13 protein-coding genes and 4 pseudogenes are annotated in these 16,976 nt (G+C 58.1%); 4 read left to right on the forward strand and 13 right to left on the reverse strand.

Features of this window, described 5'->3' with window-relative positions:
* The 10 genes from MESS2_RS28200 to MESS2_RS28245 all read right to left on the reverse strand — a co-directional run.
* A partial coding sequence (locus MESS2_RS28200) for an autoinducer binding domain-containing protein (RefSeq protein WP_040594187.1) occupies positions 1-490 on the reverse strand: 490 nt, incomplete at its 3' end.
* A gap of 624 nt (positions 491-1,114) precedes the next feature.
* A complete protein-coding gene (locus MESS2_RS28210; protein WP_008878027.1) occupies positions 1,115-2,521 on the reverse strand; it encodes an aminotransferase in 1,407 nt (468 codons plus the stop codon).
* Between the two features lie 130 nt (positions 2,522-2,651).
* A complete protein-coding gene (locus MESS2_RS28215) occupies positions 2,652-2,903 on the reverse strand; it encodes a hypothetical protein (protein ID WP_157357874.1) in 252 nt (83 codons plus the stop codon).
* A 254-nt stretch (positions 2,904-3,157) separates the two neighbouring features.
* Positions 3,158-3,478, reverse strand: a complete 321-nt coding sequence (locus MESS2_RS34235; protein ID WP_482805273.1) for a ubiquitination-like system serine protease family protein — start codon at positions 3,476-3,478, stop codon at positions 3,158-3,160.
* A gap of 117 nt (positions 3,479-3,595) precedes the next feature.
* Positions 3,596-5,050, reverse strand: a complete 1,455-nt coding sequence (locus MESS2_RS28220; RefSeq protein WP_008878030.1) for a HesA/MoeB/ThiF family protein — start codon at positions 5,048-5,050, stop codon at positions 3,596-3,598.
* Positions 5,047-5,469 (reverse strand): E2/UBC family protein, encoded by a 423-nt coding sequence (locus MESS2_RS28225; RefSeq protein WP_008878031.1) that lies wholly within the window; start codon positions 5,467-5,469, stop codon positions 5,047-5,049. The genes MESS2_RS28220 and MESS2_RS28225 overlap by 4 nt, the downstream gene beginning before the upstream one ends.
* A 448-nt stretch (positions 5,470-5,917) precedes the next feature.
* On the reverse strand, positions 5,918-6,415 hold the full coding sequence (locus tag MESS2_RS28230; protein WP_008878033.1) for an Lrp/AsnC family transcriptional regulator: 498 nt from the start codon (positions 6,413-6,415) through the stop codon (positions 5,918-5,920).
* A 68-nt stretch (positions 6,416-6,483) separates the two neighbouring features.
* On the reverse strand, positions 6,484-8,037 hold the full coding sequence (locus tag MESS2_RS28235) for a fumarate hydratase (RefSeq protein ID WP_008878034.1): 1,554 nt from the start codon (positions 8,035-8,037) through the stop codon (positions 6,484-6,486).
* Entirely contained in the window at positions 8,034-9,467 is a 1,434-nt protein-coding gene (locus MESS2_RS28240) for an NAD-dependent succinate-semialdehyde dehydrogenase (RefSeq protein ID WP_008878035.1), read from the reverse strand. The genes MESS2_RS28235 and MESS2_RS28240 overlap by 4 nt, the downstream gene beginning before the upstream one ends.
* A gap of 193 nt (positions 9,468-9,660) precedes the next feature.
* A complete protein-coding gene (locus tag MESS2_RS28245; protein ID WP_008878036.1) occupies positions 9,661-10,587 on the reverse strand; it encodes a LysR family transcriptional regulator in 927 nt (308 codons plus the stop codon).
* 81 nt (positions 10,588-10,668) lie between these two features.
* Here MESS2_RS28245 and MESS2_RS31675 point away from each other — a divergent pair.
* Positions 10,669-11,098: pseudogene (locus tag MESS2_RS31675) on the forward strand (transposase); the annotation flags it as partial.
* A gap of 32 nt (positions 11,099-11,130) precedes the next feature.
* Here the strand turns inward: MESS2_RS31675 and MESS2_RS28250 are convergent.
* The 3 genes from MESS2_RS28250 to MESS2_RS28260 form a co-directional block, all read right to left on the reverse strand.
* Complete coding sequence (locus MESS2_RS28250; RefSeq protein WP_008878038.1) at positions 11,131-12,030, reverse strand: HpcH/HpaI aldolase/citrate lyase family protein; 900 nt, start codon at positions 12,028-12,030, stop codon at positions 11,131-11,133.
* Positions 12,031-12,163: 133 nt separating this feature from the next.
* Positions 12,164-13,315: a CaiB/BaiF CoA transferase family protein gene (locus MESS2_RS28255; RefSeq protein ID WP_008878040.1), complete on the reverse strand. Its 1,152-nt coding sequence runs from the start codon at positions 13,313-13,315 to the stop codon at positions 12,164-12,166.
* A complete protein-coding gene (locus MESS2_RS28260) occupies positions 13,305-14,585 on the reverse strand; it encodes a methylaspartate ammonia-lyase (protein WP_040594189.1) in 1,281 nt (426 codons plus the stop codon). Before MESS2_RS28260 ends, MESS2_RS28255 begins: the two co-directional genes overlap by 11 nt.
* Before the next feature lie 129 nt (positions 14,586-14,714).
* Here MESS2_RS28260 and MESS2_RS28265 point away from each other — a divergent pair.
* The 3 pseudogenes from MESS2_RS28265 to MESS2_RS34240 form a co-directional block, all read left to right on the forward strand.
* Positions 14,715-15,139: pseudogene (locus tag MESS2_RS28265) on the forward strand (transposase family protein); the annotation flags it as partial.
* A 182-nt stretch (positions 15,140-15,321) separates the two neighbouring features.
* Positions 15,322-16,593 (forward strand): annotated as a pseudogene (locus tag MESS2_RS28270) (ISNCY family transposase).
* A 268-nt stretch (positions 16,594-16,861) separates the two neighbouring features.
* Positions 16,862-16,976: pseudogene (locus MESS2_RS34240) on the forward strand (IS481 family transposase); the annotation flags it as partial.

The following is a 16,976-nucleotide window of genomic DNA, read 5'->3' on the forward strand; positions in this document are numbered from 1 at the left end:
TATGAAAACAGGTCGCGATATACGGGAGACCTTCTTCGTGGCGTTCTGCGGCGCGGAAAAATACAGCGTCGGGCTTGTCAGCGGCAAACGTTATCGCTGCAAAATTCCCTCGGCGGTCAACAATCGGGATCGTCATGCCGCAGCAGATGCCAAACTGCGCCGCTTCCTCGAACACCTGAGCCCCTGCAGGCTCCTCGCCGCTCAGATCGGATCCCCAACGAAACGGGCATCCGCCACCGCGTGCACGCACAATGACGGGGTCGACACTCTGATATCGGTTCTCAAGATAACGTGCTGTCCAGGGCGCCGGATAATTCGAGATCAGCGTGGGTTTGCCATCAGACCGCGGGGGCAAGGAGAGGTAGGCAAAAGCGAGCAGATCGAGTCCTGAGGCGACATCGGCCAGGGCGCCGCGGAGATCAGCCTCATCGACGCTTTCTGAAAGCCGTTCCAAAAATCTTTCAAAGACAATTTGCATGTCCTTCGCCATGCCTTGATGTTTGTTGTCCCCACCATGACGCGTAGGTCCTAAGGCGGCCGCGACCTATCTCGCCGGCATTGGTCGGCATGTGACCACCGCCTCCACAGCGGCACAAGCCGTTGCCAACCGCAGTTGCCGCAGGACGACTCTATCCAATCCGCATTCGAGCGAGCGTGCGCAGGCGCAGATGGCTCAGAGTCGGCTGCTTAATGTACTTCGCCAACGGAGGCTTACAACGCTGGGCAGTAGTTTCTTGGCGGAGATGGGGAAGCTCGATTTGTCATACGGATATCTCGATGTGTCATACCGACATACGGTCACCCCTGCTCAGGCCTTTGATGACGCAATGCAGCCACTCTCATCCAGCATTTTGAACATGGCCCTGCCGATGGGGAGGTACACCGGCAGGGCGCGCCGCGCTTAGGTCGCTGCTACGTGGCGACCAGTCAGCGGCGGCAGGTTATTCGACGTTCGCGCCTCGACTCTGCAACGGGTTGTTCTTTTGTTGGGGCAAATTCCACTGCCAGCCCAGTGAGTGCACGGAAGGGCGGTCGCTTCCAAGATTTCAGCACCTTACCGGGCGCCAAGGTTCCACCAGGTCAAGCCGGCAACAATCCAACGATTTCGCCATGATCATACCGCACCCTCGGCCTTCAGCGCGCGATAGATCGTATCGACCGACTTCGCTGTCGCGTCGACAATGATGTCGATCTCTTTTCGGGTAATGATCAGAGGTGGCGCATAGCCTAGGATGTCGCCATGCGGCATGGCCCGTCCGATCACACCATTCTCAAACAGAGCAGCTGCAGTGCGCACCCCAACCTGAAGGTCGGCTTCAAATGGTATCCTTTGCTTCGGGTCCCGCATTATCTCTACTGCGGACAGAATACCCACTCCGCGAACTTCACCAACGATGGGATGTCCCGCCAGCTCGGCCTTCATCCGGTCTTGCCAATATGGTCCAACTTCGCGAACATGCTCCAAAATATTTTTTTCTTTGAGCAGTCGAATATTGGCGAGCGCGGCTGCAGCACAGAGCGTGTGCCCCGAATATGTCCAGCCATGGCCGAGTGCGCCGTGCTTTTCAGTTCCTTGTTCCAAAACCGACCAGACACGATCGCCAATGATTGACCCGGATATAGGGAGGTAGGCGGAACTCAAACCCTTGGCGATCGTCACGAAATCCGGACGCATGTCATAGAGGTGGGAACCGAACTTCTCGCCGGTCCGCGCGAAGCCGCAGACCACTTCATCGGCGATGAGAAGGATATCGTACTTGTCGAGCACCGCTTGAATAGCCGTCCAGTACCCTGTGGGGGGCGGCACAATACCTCCTGTCCCAAGTACCGGCTCTCCGACAAAAGCTGCAACCGTCTCCTGGCCTTCGGCCAGGATCAACGCTTCAAGCTCATCGGCACAGCGCCGGGAGAACGCTTCCTCGCTCTCCCCGGTATGCGCCTGGCGGTAGTAGTGCGGCGTTGTTGTATGGCGCACCAAATCCAGAGGCAAGTCGAAGAAATTGTGAAAGAAGGGAAGGCCCGTCAGGCTACCGGTGACCAACCCAGATCCGTGATAGCCGCGATTTCGTGCGACGATCTTTTTCTTTTCGGGCCGGCCGAGGATGTTATTATAGTACCAGACCAGTTTGATATTGGTTTCGTTGGCATCGGAACCGGAGAGGCCGAAATAGACCCTTCGCATGTTCTGACCGAAATACTCGACCACGGCCTCTGCCAAAAGGGCGACCGGCTCCGTACCTTGGCTGGCATAGACGTGCGCGAACGGCAGCTCATGCGCTTGCCGCGCGATAGCCTCGGCAATCTCCGTGCATCCATATCCCATGTTGACGCAGTAGAGCCCTCCGAAACCGTCGAGGCTCTTTCGGCCTTCGGTATCCCAGATGTAGACGCCTTCTGCACCGGCCATAATCCTATTTGGCGTCTCGCCCCGGCTGTGCTTGGCCAGATGGGTAGACGGATGAAAGACGAAGCTTCGATCCTTCTCCCGGAGTTGCTCGGTTCCCAGATTGCTCAAGCGCATGCCCCCCCTTCTCGCGACACAATGGCTGAGGCACTCGGCCGGCCAGCTCATTAGCGACCAGTATACCGGAAACACCTCTCGAGTTTCGCGGGAATGCACGTTTTTGGCCGATGAATTTGCGGAATCGGGATCAGATGCCGTGAAAATCAGGCCTGAAGGTGTATCTTTGCCAATCAGCGGACGCCAGGGTCTCCTCCTGAAGATCAACGCAGATCTGATCGACATAGGTGAGGAATGCGTCGGCGTAATCCACAACGAGATCTTTGCACCTACCACCGTGCCAAAACGGCCAGTCGCCCCGAAGTTCCGGATCAATCCGCGTAGACCGCTCGGTCTTTGCCGCTCTAGCCATCTCGCCCGATGTGATGTCTTTATGCTGCACCCATTAGCCATCCGATGATGAAGCCTTGTAGCATCGAACTGGGCCACGTCAGCTGACGCGGCGTCCACGCGCGGATATTCAGCGGATACGGCGTTCTAGCGTGTTCCCGTAACAATATGCGGCGATTCGGAGCGCACAAGACGCCATCCAAGGTCGCTCTTGCCATCATCCACCTAATCAAAGTGGATTGCATTATCAGCACATCAGCAGTGGCCGTCCTCACACCAGACGCGTCGTCGACTCCAGGACGTGCTCTAGAGCTTTCTTGCATATATGTCTGGTCGGGCTCGCCAAGGCTCGACACCGGTGTCCTCAAGCCAGAAATGGCTTAGGCATCCTTTGGTTCTCCAAACAGAGGGATGCAACGTTGGCCGGCCCTCCAGGCTCACCTCAATGCGCCACCTGGGGTTATGTGGCGGATGCGTTGGTAACGAAACCACATCGCCACACCCACAGGGGCACCTAAAGAGTGCCCAGTATGGTCGGCCTTTGTGCACCACGCTGATGAACTGTCCTGCCCGAACCGTGTCATTCGAAGGCGTCTTTTCAACTACTTCGCTACGAGCGAAAAATATGTCGGGGGGCGGTGCCTCAGAAGGATTTCGGTCCGCCGGTGTTTTTTGGACTGCGTGGACCGAGAATCATTTCCTCAAGCCACCGCTGGAGTCGTAGCAGCCAAGACCACATGTGAATTAACACAGCTTGCCGAGTGACGGCATGCTGAGCCGGGAGCCATTCTCCGGTGCGAGCAATAAGCCATGTGGACCGCAGCAAAAACAATCAGCGTTGTCCTTTGGCATATTGCTGTAAATCACCATATGCACGAAATCGTACCATATATTGTCACGGCGGATGTCGCTCGGAAGCCGCCGATAGGGGCGCACCAGATCAAACAATGTCGCTACGGCCATATCGGCAGTCGCACTGGTGAAGGGCCCGACTCCGGGCGCCCGCTCCCCGCCCCCGACCAGGTAGTACTCCGCCCGGAGCGTCTCTGGATCCAGGTCCGCCAGATTCGGACGCGCCTTAAGTGCACTCTCGTAACTGAGCTTTTCCTCGGTGACGACGCCTTGGCATCTTAAGCACCCACCAGATTCGGGAAGAACTGTGCTAACGCGGCCTCTATGGTCACGTAGGTACGGCTGCTGCTTCTGGTCCAGACCAATCTTGCCGGTGAGCCCGCAGTCGATAAGCCCTTGGCAGTAGTAGTACACTGCTTGATTGAGAACTTCTCTTCCAGCGACATCGTCAGTACAGCCGAACACTAGGTCGGCGCTGGAAATCGCATCGACCGCTTCTGGAGACTCGTTCACATAAGCCTCAATGGCAACGACAGTCACCATCAGGCCCAGATCTCGTATGTATCGGGCTAACGTGGCAGCTTTGCTCTCGCCTACATCGCAACGGCGATAACCGCGGACGCGGTTGAGATTGCTATCTTCGAGCAAATCGCCATCGATAATGATGAGTTCGCCTACACCCGCGCGGGCGATGAGTGTGGCGACTGAAGACCCGGTTCCGCCTCCTCCGACGATTGCTACGCGCAATGACCTGAGCTTCTCGTTGAATGGTTCGCCAAAGGCAGCCTCTTGGCGCCTTAGCACTTCCGAAGGTGCAGCATCGCCCGTCTTGGTCATGTGAACTACCAGCTTCGTCCCGAGCACACAGACATGCCGGACGTCAGTCACGCGGTGAGGGGCCGCACCCGGCCGAACTCTCGCACGCCAATGTCGGTCGGCCAAAATCATCGCAACAAGTGACACCTCAGGGCCGTTGCAGCCAGCGTATCCCCTCAGAATGCTTTGTTCGTTCTGATCATCCTTGATCGAGAAATCCAGACCGCCCCTTGGATGACTGTGGGCGAACCCCAGCTCGAGCCGCTCCTGCTCGCAACGAAAGTAGATATCCTGGAACTTGCGAAGATTGATGCGCAAGTGCGCCGGGGAGCTGTCCAGTACCCAGTCGCCATCCATCTCAATCACATCAACAGCCACGAAACGCGCTGAGGGCGGCAGACCCAGTACAGTTCTCTCCATTTTGCGGAAGAGAACCAGCGCGCCGCGCTCGTCACCGTCAGGGTGCCCGGTCAACCAGCTCTTGAGCTTATCGTCGAGCGAACCTGCAATCGAAATGCGATGTCCGTTCATGAGCGCCTCGCGTCAGGGTATTTGAACGCCCACGAAACCCGGTCAATAATGGTCTGGACGTCGTCGAGCTTTGGCCTCCAGGGATTATTGCCCCAGTGCCTGGACCACCGGCAAAACACCGTCCCTTTATGAGCCCGGGTATCCTCGTTGGGACCGGGCCCGCCGGTATTTGGTATTGGCTTGCCGTCAGCCCGAAGGAGGCGTGGATGAACCCAGAACATGTCACCCCCCGAGCTATTGTAATTCTGCGGAATGACATACAAAACATCGGCCGCATCCACCGGCTTTCCATCTGCCAGATAGATGTCTCTCGGTAGCGGAAAGTTTTTGAATATAAGAAAACGGGCAGTCTCTTCTTCTTCAAAGTCGACGCCGGCTTTCTTAAGTATCTCGTAGTCAGAATCGAGCAATAGGGACATTACCGATTCCCCGCTTCCGAACTTGCATCCTGGGCGTAAAACTTTTCGATCCCCGGCTGCCGCAGATCGATTAGTCGTCACGCCCAACCAGCCAGCCGGGCTGGCCCGGCATTTTCACATACAAGTCCATGCTATCTGGTATGCCAGGACCTACGCCTCTTACCTCAGCGCCGGTTATGGATTGGTTGTCCCATTCGTAATTTTCGTTCGCGATTTTGAATTTGAACTTCTCTTTCGGAGCCACAGGCTTCGATCCTTCTCTCGCAGTTGCTCGATTTTCAGCTTGCTCAGGCGCATCATCCCTCTTGCCGCGTTTGGTTGAGGGGACACGCGACCAGCCGCCTCTTATACGGGAGCCGTTGTTTTGTGTTTCACGGGAATGCGCGTGTTTGACCACGGAATTCGCGGAATGGAGATCCAATCCCGTGGAAAACAAGGCCTGGGGAGATTAGCGCTGCCTTAGTGAAGACAAGGGGATCGGCGCATTGGATTTCACAGGTTTGGTCACGACAAGGCTATAATATTGATCGATCCCAAGGCCTGCCTGCAGCAATCCCTCCATGAAATCCTGATAGGCAGCCATGGAAAGAGATGCGACTCGCATCAGATAATCGATCCTCCCCCCGATTGCCCAGCAATCCAAGATTTCCGGAAATTCTTGGATCGCAACCTCGAAATGTCTTTGGTCTTCGAGGCGATGACGGTCCAGCACGACCTCCACCATTACAAAGATCATGCCACTGATGAGGGCCGGACTCAGCCGCGCGTAGAATCCCTCAATAATTCCTCCAGCTTCGAGCGCACGGAGCCGATCCGAGCAAGCCGAAGCCGACAGATGAACGCGCTTTGCAAGCTCGCTTTTTGAAATTCTACCGTCTGACTGAATCGCTGAAAGAATCCGGATATCCCAGGCGTCGAGGCGCACAGGATTGAGTTTTGCCTTCATGACTTCTGCTCTAACGCCGTTGTCGACATGGAATTGATGCGAACCACCGGTACTGGCCAGGGAAGAGCTCAAACGCCAATATTTCGTGCGATGCTCTCCGCAGCCATGCGCTTACGCCATTCAAGAGGCCCAGAATTGTGAATGGAGTTTCCTTCGACATCGACAGCCATGATGACCGGCATGTCCTGCACCTCGAATTCATAGACTGCTTCCATGCCAAGGTCTTCGAAGGCAACGATCCGCGCTGACTTGATTGATTTTGATATCAGGTAGGCGGCCCCCCCCACTGCGATAAGATATGGCGTCTTGTGTCTTACAATCGACTCGATCGCCGCCCGTCGCCTCTCCGCTTTGCCCACCATTGCGAAAAGCCCGGTTGTGGCGAGCACCTTATCCGTAAAATCGTCCAAGCGGCTGGAGGTCGTTGGGCCAGCTGGTCCAACGACCTCATCCCTCACGGCGCTGACGGGGCCAACATAATAAATCACGCGCCCCCTCAGATCGACCGGAAGCGGCTTGCCGGCGTCGATCAACTCGACGATTCGCTTGTGAGCGGCATCACGGCCTGTAAGCATCTTTCCGGATAGGAGAAGCGTTTCACCGCAGCGCCACGATGCCGTCTGTTCCTTCGTCAATGCACCGAGATTGACCCTTCGAACGTCGGCTGGACTCAATTCGTCGGTTCCAATGTCGGGCCATTCGCGCAAATCGGGCGGCTCCAGCCTGACTGGTCCAGAACCATCCAAGGAAAATCTCAGGTGCCGGTTTGCGGCGCATTGCGGGATCAGTGCCACGGGCTTGGACGCGGCATGAGTAGGATAGGTGGCAACTTTGACATCAACGACTGTCGTCAGGCCCCCAAGGCCTTGGGCGCCGATGCCAAGTGCATTAATCCGCTCATAAAGCTCGATCCGAAGTGCCTCCTCCGGGCTCGAGGGCCCCTTGGCTATCAGTTCCGACATGTCGATGGGCTCGTTCATGGCCTCCTTGGCCAGCAGCATCGCCTTTTCAGCGCTACCACCGATACCAACAGAGATCAGGCCGGGCGGACACCATCCACTGCCAAGCGACGAGACTGTGTCAACCACCCAATCGGCAACTGATGCGCTGGGGTTCAAGGTGGTGAAGCGTGCCTTGTTCTCTGACCCGCCGCCTTTTGCGGCAATCGTGATCTCAATCTGGTTACCTTGCACAAGGTCGACGTGGACGACTGCCGGCGTGTTGTCACGCGTGTTCACCCGTCCGGCGAGCGGATCGGCAACGATCGATGCCCGAAGGGGATTGTCCGGGTCGAGATATGCCTGACGGACGCCCTCATTGACGAGGTCTGCGAAACTGACCGTGGATTTGATGCGAGCGTCCATTCCGACCTTGGCGAAGACCACCACAAGGCCGGTGTCCTGGCAGATTGGCCGCTGCCCGAAGGCCGCCATGCGGGAGTTCAGCAGAATCTGCCCAATGGCATTCTTCGCCGCCGGGCTCTGTTCGCGCACGTAGGCCTGCGAAAGAGACCGGATGTAATCTGGAGGATGGTAGTACGAGATATACTGAAGCGCGTCGGCCACGCTCCTTGTGATGTCCTTGCCGGCGATGGTCCGTGTTCTATTTCCCACCGGATTCATCCAAATGAGCTGAGGCCGTTGACCATTTTGAGGATTTGAAAGCTTCGGACCCCCTGCTCGCCGCCTTCATATCCGTAGCCACTCTGCTTGATACCCCCATAAGGGGCGTCCGCGGAAACCCCTTTCAGGTAATTCACACTGACAGCGCCTGCCGAAAGACTGTTGGTCAGCTTTCGCTGTGTATCGGCAGCTTCCGTGAAGAAGTAAGCGGCCAAGCCGTACTCAGTGGCATTGGCTTCCTCGATCGCCCCATCGAGCGTGTCGAACGGCGCAACGGTAAGGATGGGCCCGAACGGCTCTTCATGAAGCACTCTCGCTTGCTTCGGCACCCCCGACAGGATGGTTGGCGGCCAGTAAAAGCCCGGTCGGTCAAGGCGGGTGCCACCGGTTTCGATGCGGGCGCCCCGTTCGACCGCATCCCTGGTCAGGCGCTGCATCGCCTCGATTCGCCGCGCGTTCGCCATCGGACCCATGTCCGTTGCAGGGTCGTCTGGGAGCCCGATCCTGATCTTGCGCGCCGCATCCGTCATCCGGGACAAGAATTCCTCATACAGAGACCGAGCGACAAGAATCCTGCTGGGCGCATTGCAGCTCTGGCCCGCACACTCGAACTTATATTCCGAAATAGCCGGTATAGCCTTTGCGAGGTCGGCATCCTCGCACACAATAACCGGCGAGTGTCCACCGAGTTCAAGGATGCAGCGCTGCAAATTATTCGCGGCTAGCGTGGCCAGCTGTTTTCCAACGGCGGTTGAACCCGTGAAAGTCAGAATCTTCACAATTGACGAACTGAGCAGATGCCGCGATATATGTACCGGGACACCGAAGACCAGACTGACCACGCCGTCCGGAACACCTGCTTGGCACAACGATTCAATGATATGGACCGCTACGCTCGGGGTCTCTTCAGCCCCTTTGAGGATCACCGGGCAGCCTGCCGCCAGCGCGGGGCCGAGCTTGCGGGCGATGAGAACGGCTGGATAGTTCCACGGCGTAAAGGCAGCAACGACACCGAGCGCCTCCGGGACGATCATCCTGTTCGGGCCTAACGGAATCTGGGCCGACAACTCTTCGGCATGCCTGCCGTTCCACTCCAGCGTTTCGACGGCGCGCGCGTACTCACCTATCGCTTCGGCAACCGTCTTTCCCTGTTCGGCCGACAGGTCCCTGGCTGCTGCTTCAATCTTCGTTGCCAAGATTTTCGCGGCTGCTAACAGGATCTCGCCCCGATCTTTGGCTGCTCGTGAAGACCAAGCCTTGCGGCTCCGTTCTGCCGAAGCAAGAGCCCCATCCAGATCGGAAACGGTCGCCGAGGCGACCGAGGCAAATACCTTCTCAGTCGCGGGATTAACTACGGGCAGAGAGGCTCGGCTACCACCGGCTCGCCATTTGCCGTTTATGAAGAGCTCGTAGCTCCTGGCGTCGGACATCGCGGGCTCCACTGTGTGAATTCTGGCCATACGAGCGCCGTTTCGATATCGAAACCGCTGAAACTCGCTCGACCCAGTTTCATCGCGATGGTCGCGTCGGGTCAAATATCGATTGATGCCGAAATCCATCTGGAATCCAGATCGATCTGATCCTGATCGCGCAATAGGCATTGCCTTAAAGGTCGAAGGATTATCAGGCCGCGTCAGGGGCCGCGGCTGCCCAGCCCCGGCTCTCAATTAATTCTCTGGCGACCTTGGGGATGAGCTTGCGGAGCGCGGCGACGGCCGCAGAACGCTCATCTTTCGGATTTACGGCAAGCACGACGGAGCGAGTAATCACCGGATCGACGATTTTGACCGTTCGAACAAGCCCTTGAGAGGTTTCTTTTTGAACGGCGGAGGGGGCGAGAATAGAATGGGCTTTTCCCTCTATGACCATGTTGATGATCGTTGAGAGCGAGTCCACTTCAAACTTGACGTCCAGCGCGCAACCGTGTTGTGCGACGACGTCAGCCACCGAACGTCTGACATTGTTATTGCGCATGGGAACCGCCAGCGGGAACGCATGCAGGTCCGCCAGAGATATCGACTCTTCGAAAGGCGGTTCACCTGACGGCACTACCAGACAGAGGTCTTCGCGCGCCAGGACCGTCATTCGCCCTACACTGTCTGCGGTGCGGTAGAGAACCGCCAGATTGAAGCGCCCGGCAGCCATCCACTCCTCCAGCGGACCCGTCATACCCTCGACCATCTTGAGGGAGACCCTCGGAAGTTCGGTTCTTACCGATTCAAGAAGCGGGCCGCTCAGGACGCGAGCGGCCCCGGACGGAATGCCAATGGTCACCTCTCCGGCAGGGGAAGCGGCTGTATTGGTCAACTCCGCCTCGGTGAGTCGAATCTCCTTGAGAATAGCCCGCGCTCGCTCGAGCAGTTTGGCTCCTGACGCCGTCACGCTCACGCCGGTCCTGTCGCGTATCAGCAGCTGAGTGCCGAAGCCTTCCTCCAGTTGACGCACATGCAGGCTCAGCGCACTCTGGGCGACATTAAGGAAACCAGCGGCCTTCGTAAAACTGCCTGCTTCGACCACGCCGACGAAATATCTTAACTGCCTGATTTCCACTGGGACTCATCCGAGGGTGGACTCCGATGGATATAATCTATCTCGAAATGCGATGACGCAACAGCAATAATTGTGCCACGTTCGCGGCGGTTTCTGTTCCAGACCATCCACGACGTGGCTCTGATGCTGGATCGTGAGCCAAGCCGGGCGCGAGGCGAGCCCTTCGGCGGCGGTGATCGACAGCCAGTCGGTCAAGGCTCTGCAAGCAAGAACAAGGGATTACGACGCTGGAAAAGAGATCGTCGGACGCAACCTCGTATCGCGGTCGATACGGATGGGCGGCTGTTGATGGTCAACCTGCCGCCGGCCGACATCTCCGATAGCGCCGACGCTCCTGGATCGGCGCTGGCCCTGGGGTCAAGCATCTGTTCGCCGACGGCGCCTACGATCGGCTAAAGCTCATGGACATGGCGACGCCTCGTGCGACTACGAGCAGCGCATCGACGTCTCTCACACCATGATCCTCGTGGCCATGGGCGGCAACCTGCTTCGCCGAAATGCCCACCCGTGAATTTGAAACGGACGAAGGACACAGACGCCCAGCTAGGCCTTCGGGCCAATGGCGATGATTTCACGGGCCCTTCGAATGACCGGTGCATCGACCATCTTTCCGTCCAAGGCGAAAGCACCTCTGCCCTGCGCCGAGGCATCATTCTCCGCCGTGAGGACTCTAAGGGCCCACTCGAGTTCCTGGTTGCTTGGCGAGAAAGCCTCATTGAATATGGCCACCTGGGTCGGGTGGACCGCCAAAGCTCCGACAAAGCCAAGCCGCCGCGCGTGCGCCGCAGCTTCACGAAGTTTATCATTGTCTGAGAACTCGCCGATGCTTCCTACGAAGCCAAGCGGTAGCAACCCAGCCGCACGGGCGGCAAACAGGACGGAAAGGTTCGGCGCCAACAGAAGGTCGAACTCCGGGGAGCCACCAACAGCGGCACTGAAATCTTCAGGGCCCAGTGCCATTGCAACCATCCTGGAATCGGCCGACGCAATGGCCGAGAGATTTTGCAATGCAGCCGGGGTCTCGATCTGTGCAAGGAACCGGATTTGGCCCGGCACAAGATTTCTTTCTCGTTCAAGTTCCGTTACCGCATTCGCGACCTCTGCTACCCATTCTGCCGAATCCGTCTTGGGAAGAACAAGTCCATCAACACCCGCCATCACGGCTGCATCGAGATCTGCCGCCAAGGCACGCAAACTGCGATTCACGCGAACTAAAACGAATGCGCCCTTGCGGCCCACCTTTGCCACGGATGCAGAAAGCTGCCGTCGTGACTCATCTTTGTGATCCTGGGGTACGGAGTCCTCAAGGTCGATTATGACGCCATCTGCCCCGCGCTCATGAGCCGCCTCCACAAAACGCGGAACATGAGCGGGAACGAAGAGCAGAGATCTCCAGCGGGGAACAGACATCGTGCTATCAATAGCCGAAACAGTGTGCTTCATGAAATAGCTTCTGCTGCCGGTTTAGCGCGGGCTGCGTCAGTGAGCTGGCTGGGCGGCCGTGGGACGGGAAAAGGTAAGCAGTAGGCATGCACTCTGTACGTCGCGATCGCGCCCCATTACCGACAAGCCATGCTCATGCTGATGCGGCTCTTTCGCGCAAACGTCCCAGAACCTCCTCGCGGACAGCCTCGGTATGAGCGCCAAGAGCCGGAACTGGGCGCAGCGATAGGTGCTCAGAGTTGAAGATCGCCGCCGGCGCTATCGTCTCGATGGTTCCTTCGGGTGTTCCGACCTGCACCTTGCGAATGTGTGGATGCTTTGAAACATCCGCGACTTCGTTCAGTCGGCCGCATGCCAAACCGGCGGCCTCAAGCTCCCGCATCGCTTCATGGCAGGATAGTTCAGAAAACCGCCGTTCAATGATCTCATCGAGTTGCGCACGGTGACCGAGGCGCTCCATATTATCGGCAAAACCAGGTGCGCGCGTGAGCCCCGGCTGCTTCAGGAACTTTTCGCAGAAATTCACCCATTCACGGTCATTCTGGACGGAGAAGATGACGTATTTGCCGTCGGCACAGCGATAGGCGCCATACGGCGCGAGCGACGGGTGTTTCACGCCCGCGCGCACGGTATAATAGCCGCTGTAGTCGTTTTGGAGAACCGGCACGTTCATCCAGTCGGCGACGGCATCGAACAGTGACACCTGGATGCTTGTCCCGTCGCCGGTGACCTCACGGTGATATAGCGCCTGAAGAATGGCGCTATGCGCGGTCATGCCTGCCGAGATGTCGCAAACCGACACACCCACACGGGCGGGCCCCTGTTGCGTTCCGGTGATCGCACACAGACCAGTTTCGGCCTGGACGATGAGATCATAGGCCTTCAAATGGGAATACGGCCCTTTCTCCCCGAAACCAGAGATGTCGCAGGTGATCAGCCGCGGAAAACGTCGACGGAGATCCGCAGACGCGAAACCTAGTTTTTCGATGCTGCCCGGTTTCAAATTCTGGATATACACGTCTGCACTGGCAATGAGCGTGTCGAGAACCTCGCGGTCCGCCTCCGATCTCAGGTCCAGACAGACCGACTCCTTACCCCGGTTGAGCCAGACGAAGTAAGCGCTCTGTCCCCGCACCAACTCGTCGTAGTTTCGGGCAAAGTCCCCTTCCGGCCGTTCAATCTTGATCACTCGGGCGCCGGCATCGGCAAGGCGAGATGACGCATAAGGCGCGGCCACAGCCTGTTCCACGGCTACGACGGTGATCCCCTCAAGGCTATTCTGCATGCGACACCGTGCTTCTCATCCAAACGTTTTCGGCTCGAGCTCGACGACGGTTCAGCACCGCGAACAACCGGTTCTGTTCGTTTCCGACGATGGAAAATGCCTCGTCGACACCCATTCCGGGCTTTGCGAGCATCATGTCGGCCTGAGTCGCCACAGATACTTGGACAGAAGCTTGGGCGGAGAGATCTGTCTCGGTACAGCTTCCCCCGACATACGCCCCTACCTCGTTCTCTTTGCAGAGGAGCACGGCACGTGCCGTGTCAACTAATGAGCCGACATCGGGCGTCTTGATTTGGACCAGATGCGCGGCCTTGGCTTCGGCAAAGAGCCGAATGTCCTCAAGCGTATTGCATCTCTCATCCACGACGATGCGAGCGTTGGATCCCCGGTTGTCCAAAATCGATACGATTTTGGCGTAGTTCTCAATTTGAGCTTGGGTCGAACCAAAGTCCCCCGGCGACTCGATGTTGAGCGTGAAATCCGGGACGATATCTGCAACCGTGCAGATGAAGTCCGCCATGCTTTGCGGCTCCAGACCCATTTCCAGGCCGATCCAGCCATACACATCGAAATGCAGCACCGGATGATATCCCGGACGGCCGATTTGGCGCGTACGGGCTGCAACCCACTTCACGAACTCCACGAAGGTCTGGCCGTCGGCGCCGAACTTCTGCCGCGAGTTAATCAGGCCGTGGGGAAGCACATCCACGGCCTTCAAAATCATTTTGTCAACATTGATTTCGCGAGCATCGCCGCTCTGGCAGTAGATCGGGACCCTGCGCGTTGGCAGCGGCAGGTCAAATTCACTGCATACGACCTCTGCCATCGTTCTGCGGTGGAGATGGGCGGCTGCGCGAAGAAGAGCTTGGCTGACGCCATACTCAATTGCGAGAGGTAACCGCTTGTGCTCGAAGGGCTGGAAGACCTTCGCACAGGCATCGAGGTAGCAAGATGCATCGACGTCCAGAAGCCGCGGCACCACAACCCGCGACGTCAAGTCCGAGATTTGAGCAGTTTCGAACAAAGAATCGCGTCCGCCGGCACCAGAGTATTGAACGCCCACCATGTCGCCCCAAACAACGGTGTCGTCGGTGAGAGCAAGCCCGACGCTGAGCGAAGAAGCCGGAGCGCGGATGGACGTGAACCCGGGCGTTATCGGTTCGCCGGGATACATGAAACCATCCTGGGTTGCGCCGGCTCTGATAGCAGCTTGGTCGTCATAGAAAAATGCGCCACTCCCGGGCGCGAGAAGGATGTCTTTGATCTGCACTTTCATCTTTCCGGACTGCTTGACAGGCGGATGCAGTTCGATCCACAACCTACTAAGTATGCGCACGCGGCTTTTGCGTTGGCCAATATAATATCCGGGACCAGGCCATCGCGTTTTCAGATGGCTGGCGAGCGGAGTTCGACCGCCGATCTGCCCACCGGCCCCAGGGAGCCGAGATCGACGGTTCTGTCTGCCGAGGAAGAGGCCGTTTTGTCGCTTTCCGCCGCTACACGCTGCCGCCGCTCGACGACTGCCTCTATGCGCTTCAAGCGACCATCCCGCTCCTGACGCGGTCTTCATTGCATCGCTGTCTGCAACGCCATGGCATCGGCCGGCTCCGGGATGTCGAGGGCGACAGGCCGGCTAAGAAGAAGTTCAAGGCCCATCCGATCGGCTTCTTCCACATTGATATCGCGGAGGTCCGAACCGAACAGGGCAAGCTACACATGTTCGTCGCCATCGACCGAACCTCGAAGTTCGCCTTCGTCGAACTGCACGAGAAGGCTCCGACAGCCATTTCCAAAGAGTTTCTGCTACGCCTGATCGCGGCCGTCACCGCCTGCTAGGTGCCCATCCATAAAGGGCAAGCTACTGATTTGTTGAAAGAACCGCGATGTTTCCGCAGGTAAAGCCCGGCGGTTTCAGGTGCACTTTAGGTCAATCGACTGATTCTAACGACACATCCGCAACCGCCGGAGCCAACAATGCGTCAAGAACGCGCACCGTCCAGAGCAGTATATTCGATCTTTTCTCCGGACACGACTCGGCTGTGAACTGAAAGCGATGTCGCAATGGCTGGACGCCCATCGCGACCTGCTCGAGTTAGTGGCTGGGGACTTGCAGGCATGGGGTCAAGCGAAACCTGCCGGCGGAGGCCGTGCTGCGCTGCGCTTTGCTCAAGCAGCACAGCCAACTGAGCTATCAAGAGCTGGCCTTCCATCCGGAAGACTCCGCCTCGTTCCGAGCTTTTGCCCGGCTGCCGTGGGGTGGAGCCCGAAGAAGTCAGTCTTGCACAAGACGATCAGCGTGCTTCGGCCGAGACCTAGGAAGAATCAATCGGACGCTGCTTTTGAGCGCCCGGCAGGACAAGATGGAAGCGGCAAGGTGGTGCGTGTCGACAGCACCGTCACCGCAGCGCTAATGCACGAGCCGAGCGACAGTAGTCTTTTGTGGGACTGCGTGCGGGTGATGGTGCGGCTTCTCGATGCGCCGATGCCTTGGGCAGCACCATCCCATGGCACGATCACTGCCGCGCGGCAAAGAAGCGGGCCGGCTGATCCAGTTTGTCCGCGGTCGCCCGAAACGGACCAAGCGCTACCGCGAGCTGCTCACAATCACCCACAAAACCCTGGAGTATCTGAACCAGGCGGCGGCGCAATTGCCCTTGGCGTCGGGCCCGGCCGGCGAACTCTGGCAGGCCGTTGTCTGCCACTACCGGCTGCTGATCGAGCGAAGCATCGCCCAGACCGAGCGGCGGGTGCTGGCCGGCGAGGCGGTGCCGGCCGGCGAGAAGCTGGTGAGCTTGTTCGAGCTGCATGCCGAAATCATCGTCAAGGGCAGCCGCGACGTCCAATATGGCCATAAAATCAACCTCACCAGCGGCAGAAGCGGACTGATCCTCGATCTCGTCATCGAAGCCGGCAACCCGGCTGATAGCGAGCGTCTCTTGCCGATGCTGGAACGCCACATCGCCTTCTATGGCGAGGCGCCGCAGCAGGCGGCAGCCGACGGCGGCTATGCCAGCCGCAACAATCTGCGCCAGGCCAAGGAGCTCGGCATCAGCGACATGGCCTTCCACAAAAAGACCGGCCTCAAGATCGAAGACATGGTCAAAAGCCGCTGGGTCTACCGCAAGCTCAGAAACTTCCGCGCCGGCATCTCCTGCCTCAAACGGGCCTATGGTCTGGGACGCTGCACTTGGCGCGGGCTCGACCACTTCAAGACTTACGTCTGGTCCTCAGTGGTGGCTTACAACCTCGCCCTCTTCGCCCATCTCAGCCCAACCTGACATCCATTCGACTAGGTTGAGATGGACCGGCGCTCGCCGGTCGCTGGCTGTGCGCGTGTTCTCGCCAGAAAGCCCTCCCCCGGCTATTACACCCATGATGCCGACCACTCAGCTTCGAAGGCGCTGCCCATTGAGTCGCCAACTAAACGCAACAAAATAATAGGTTTTGGACGGACACTAGCTGAATGTGAGCTTTCAATAGGCTGTCCATCCGGTCCCCGGCGGGAAAGCTGAGGTTGCGAGACTCAGTGTTTCCTCGGAGGACCGGATGAACATGCACAAGGATGCCCGTCTGACGCCGCTCCGAGCGTATTGTGAAGCAGTGTTGAGCGGGCGAACGCCGAAGGCTGTCGCGTCAGCCGCAGGCGTATGCCCGCACACGG

The organism is Mesorhizobium metallidurans STM 2683 (assembly GCF_000350085.1).
GTDB lineage: Bacteria > Pseudomonadota > Alphaproteobacteria > Rhizobiales > Rhizobiaceae > Mesorhizobium > Mesorhizobium metallidurans.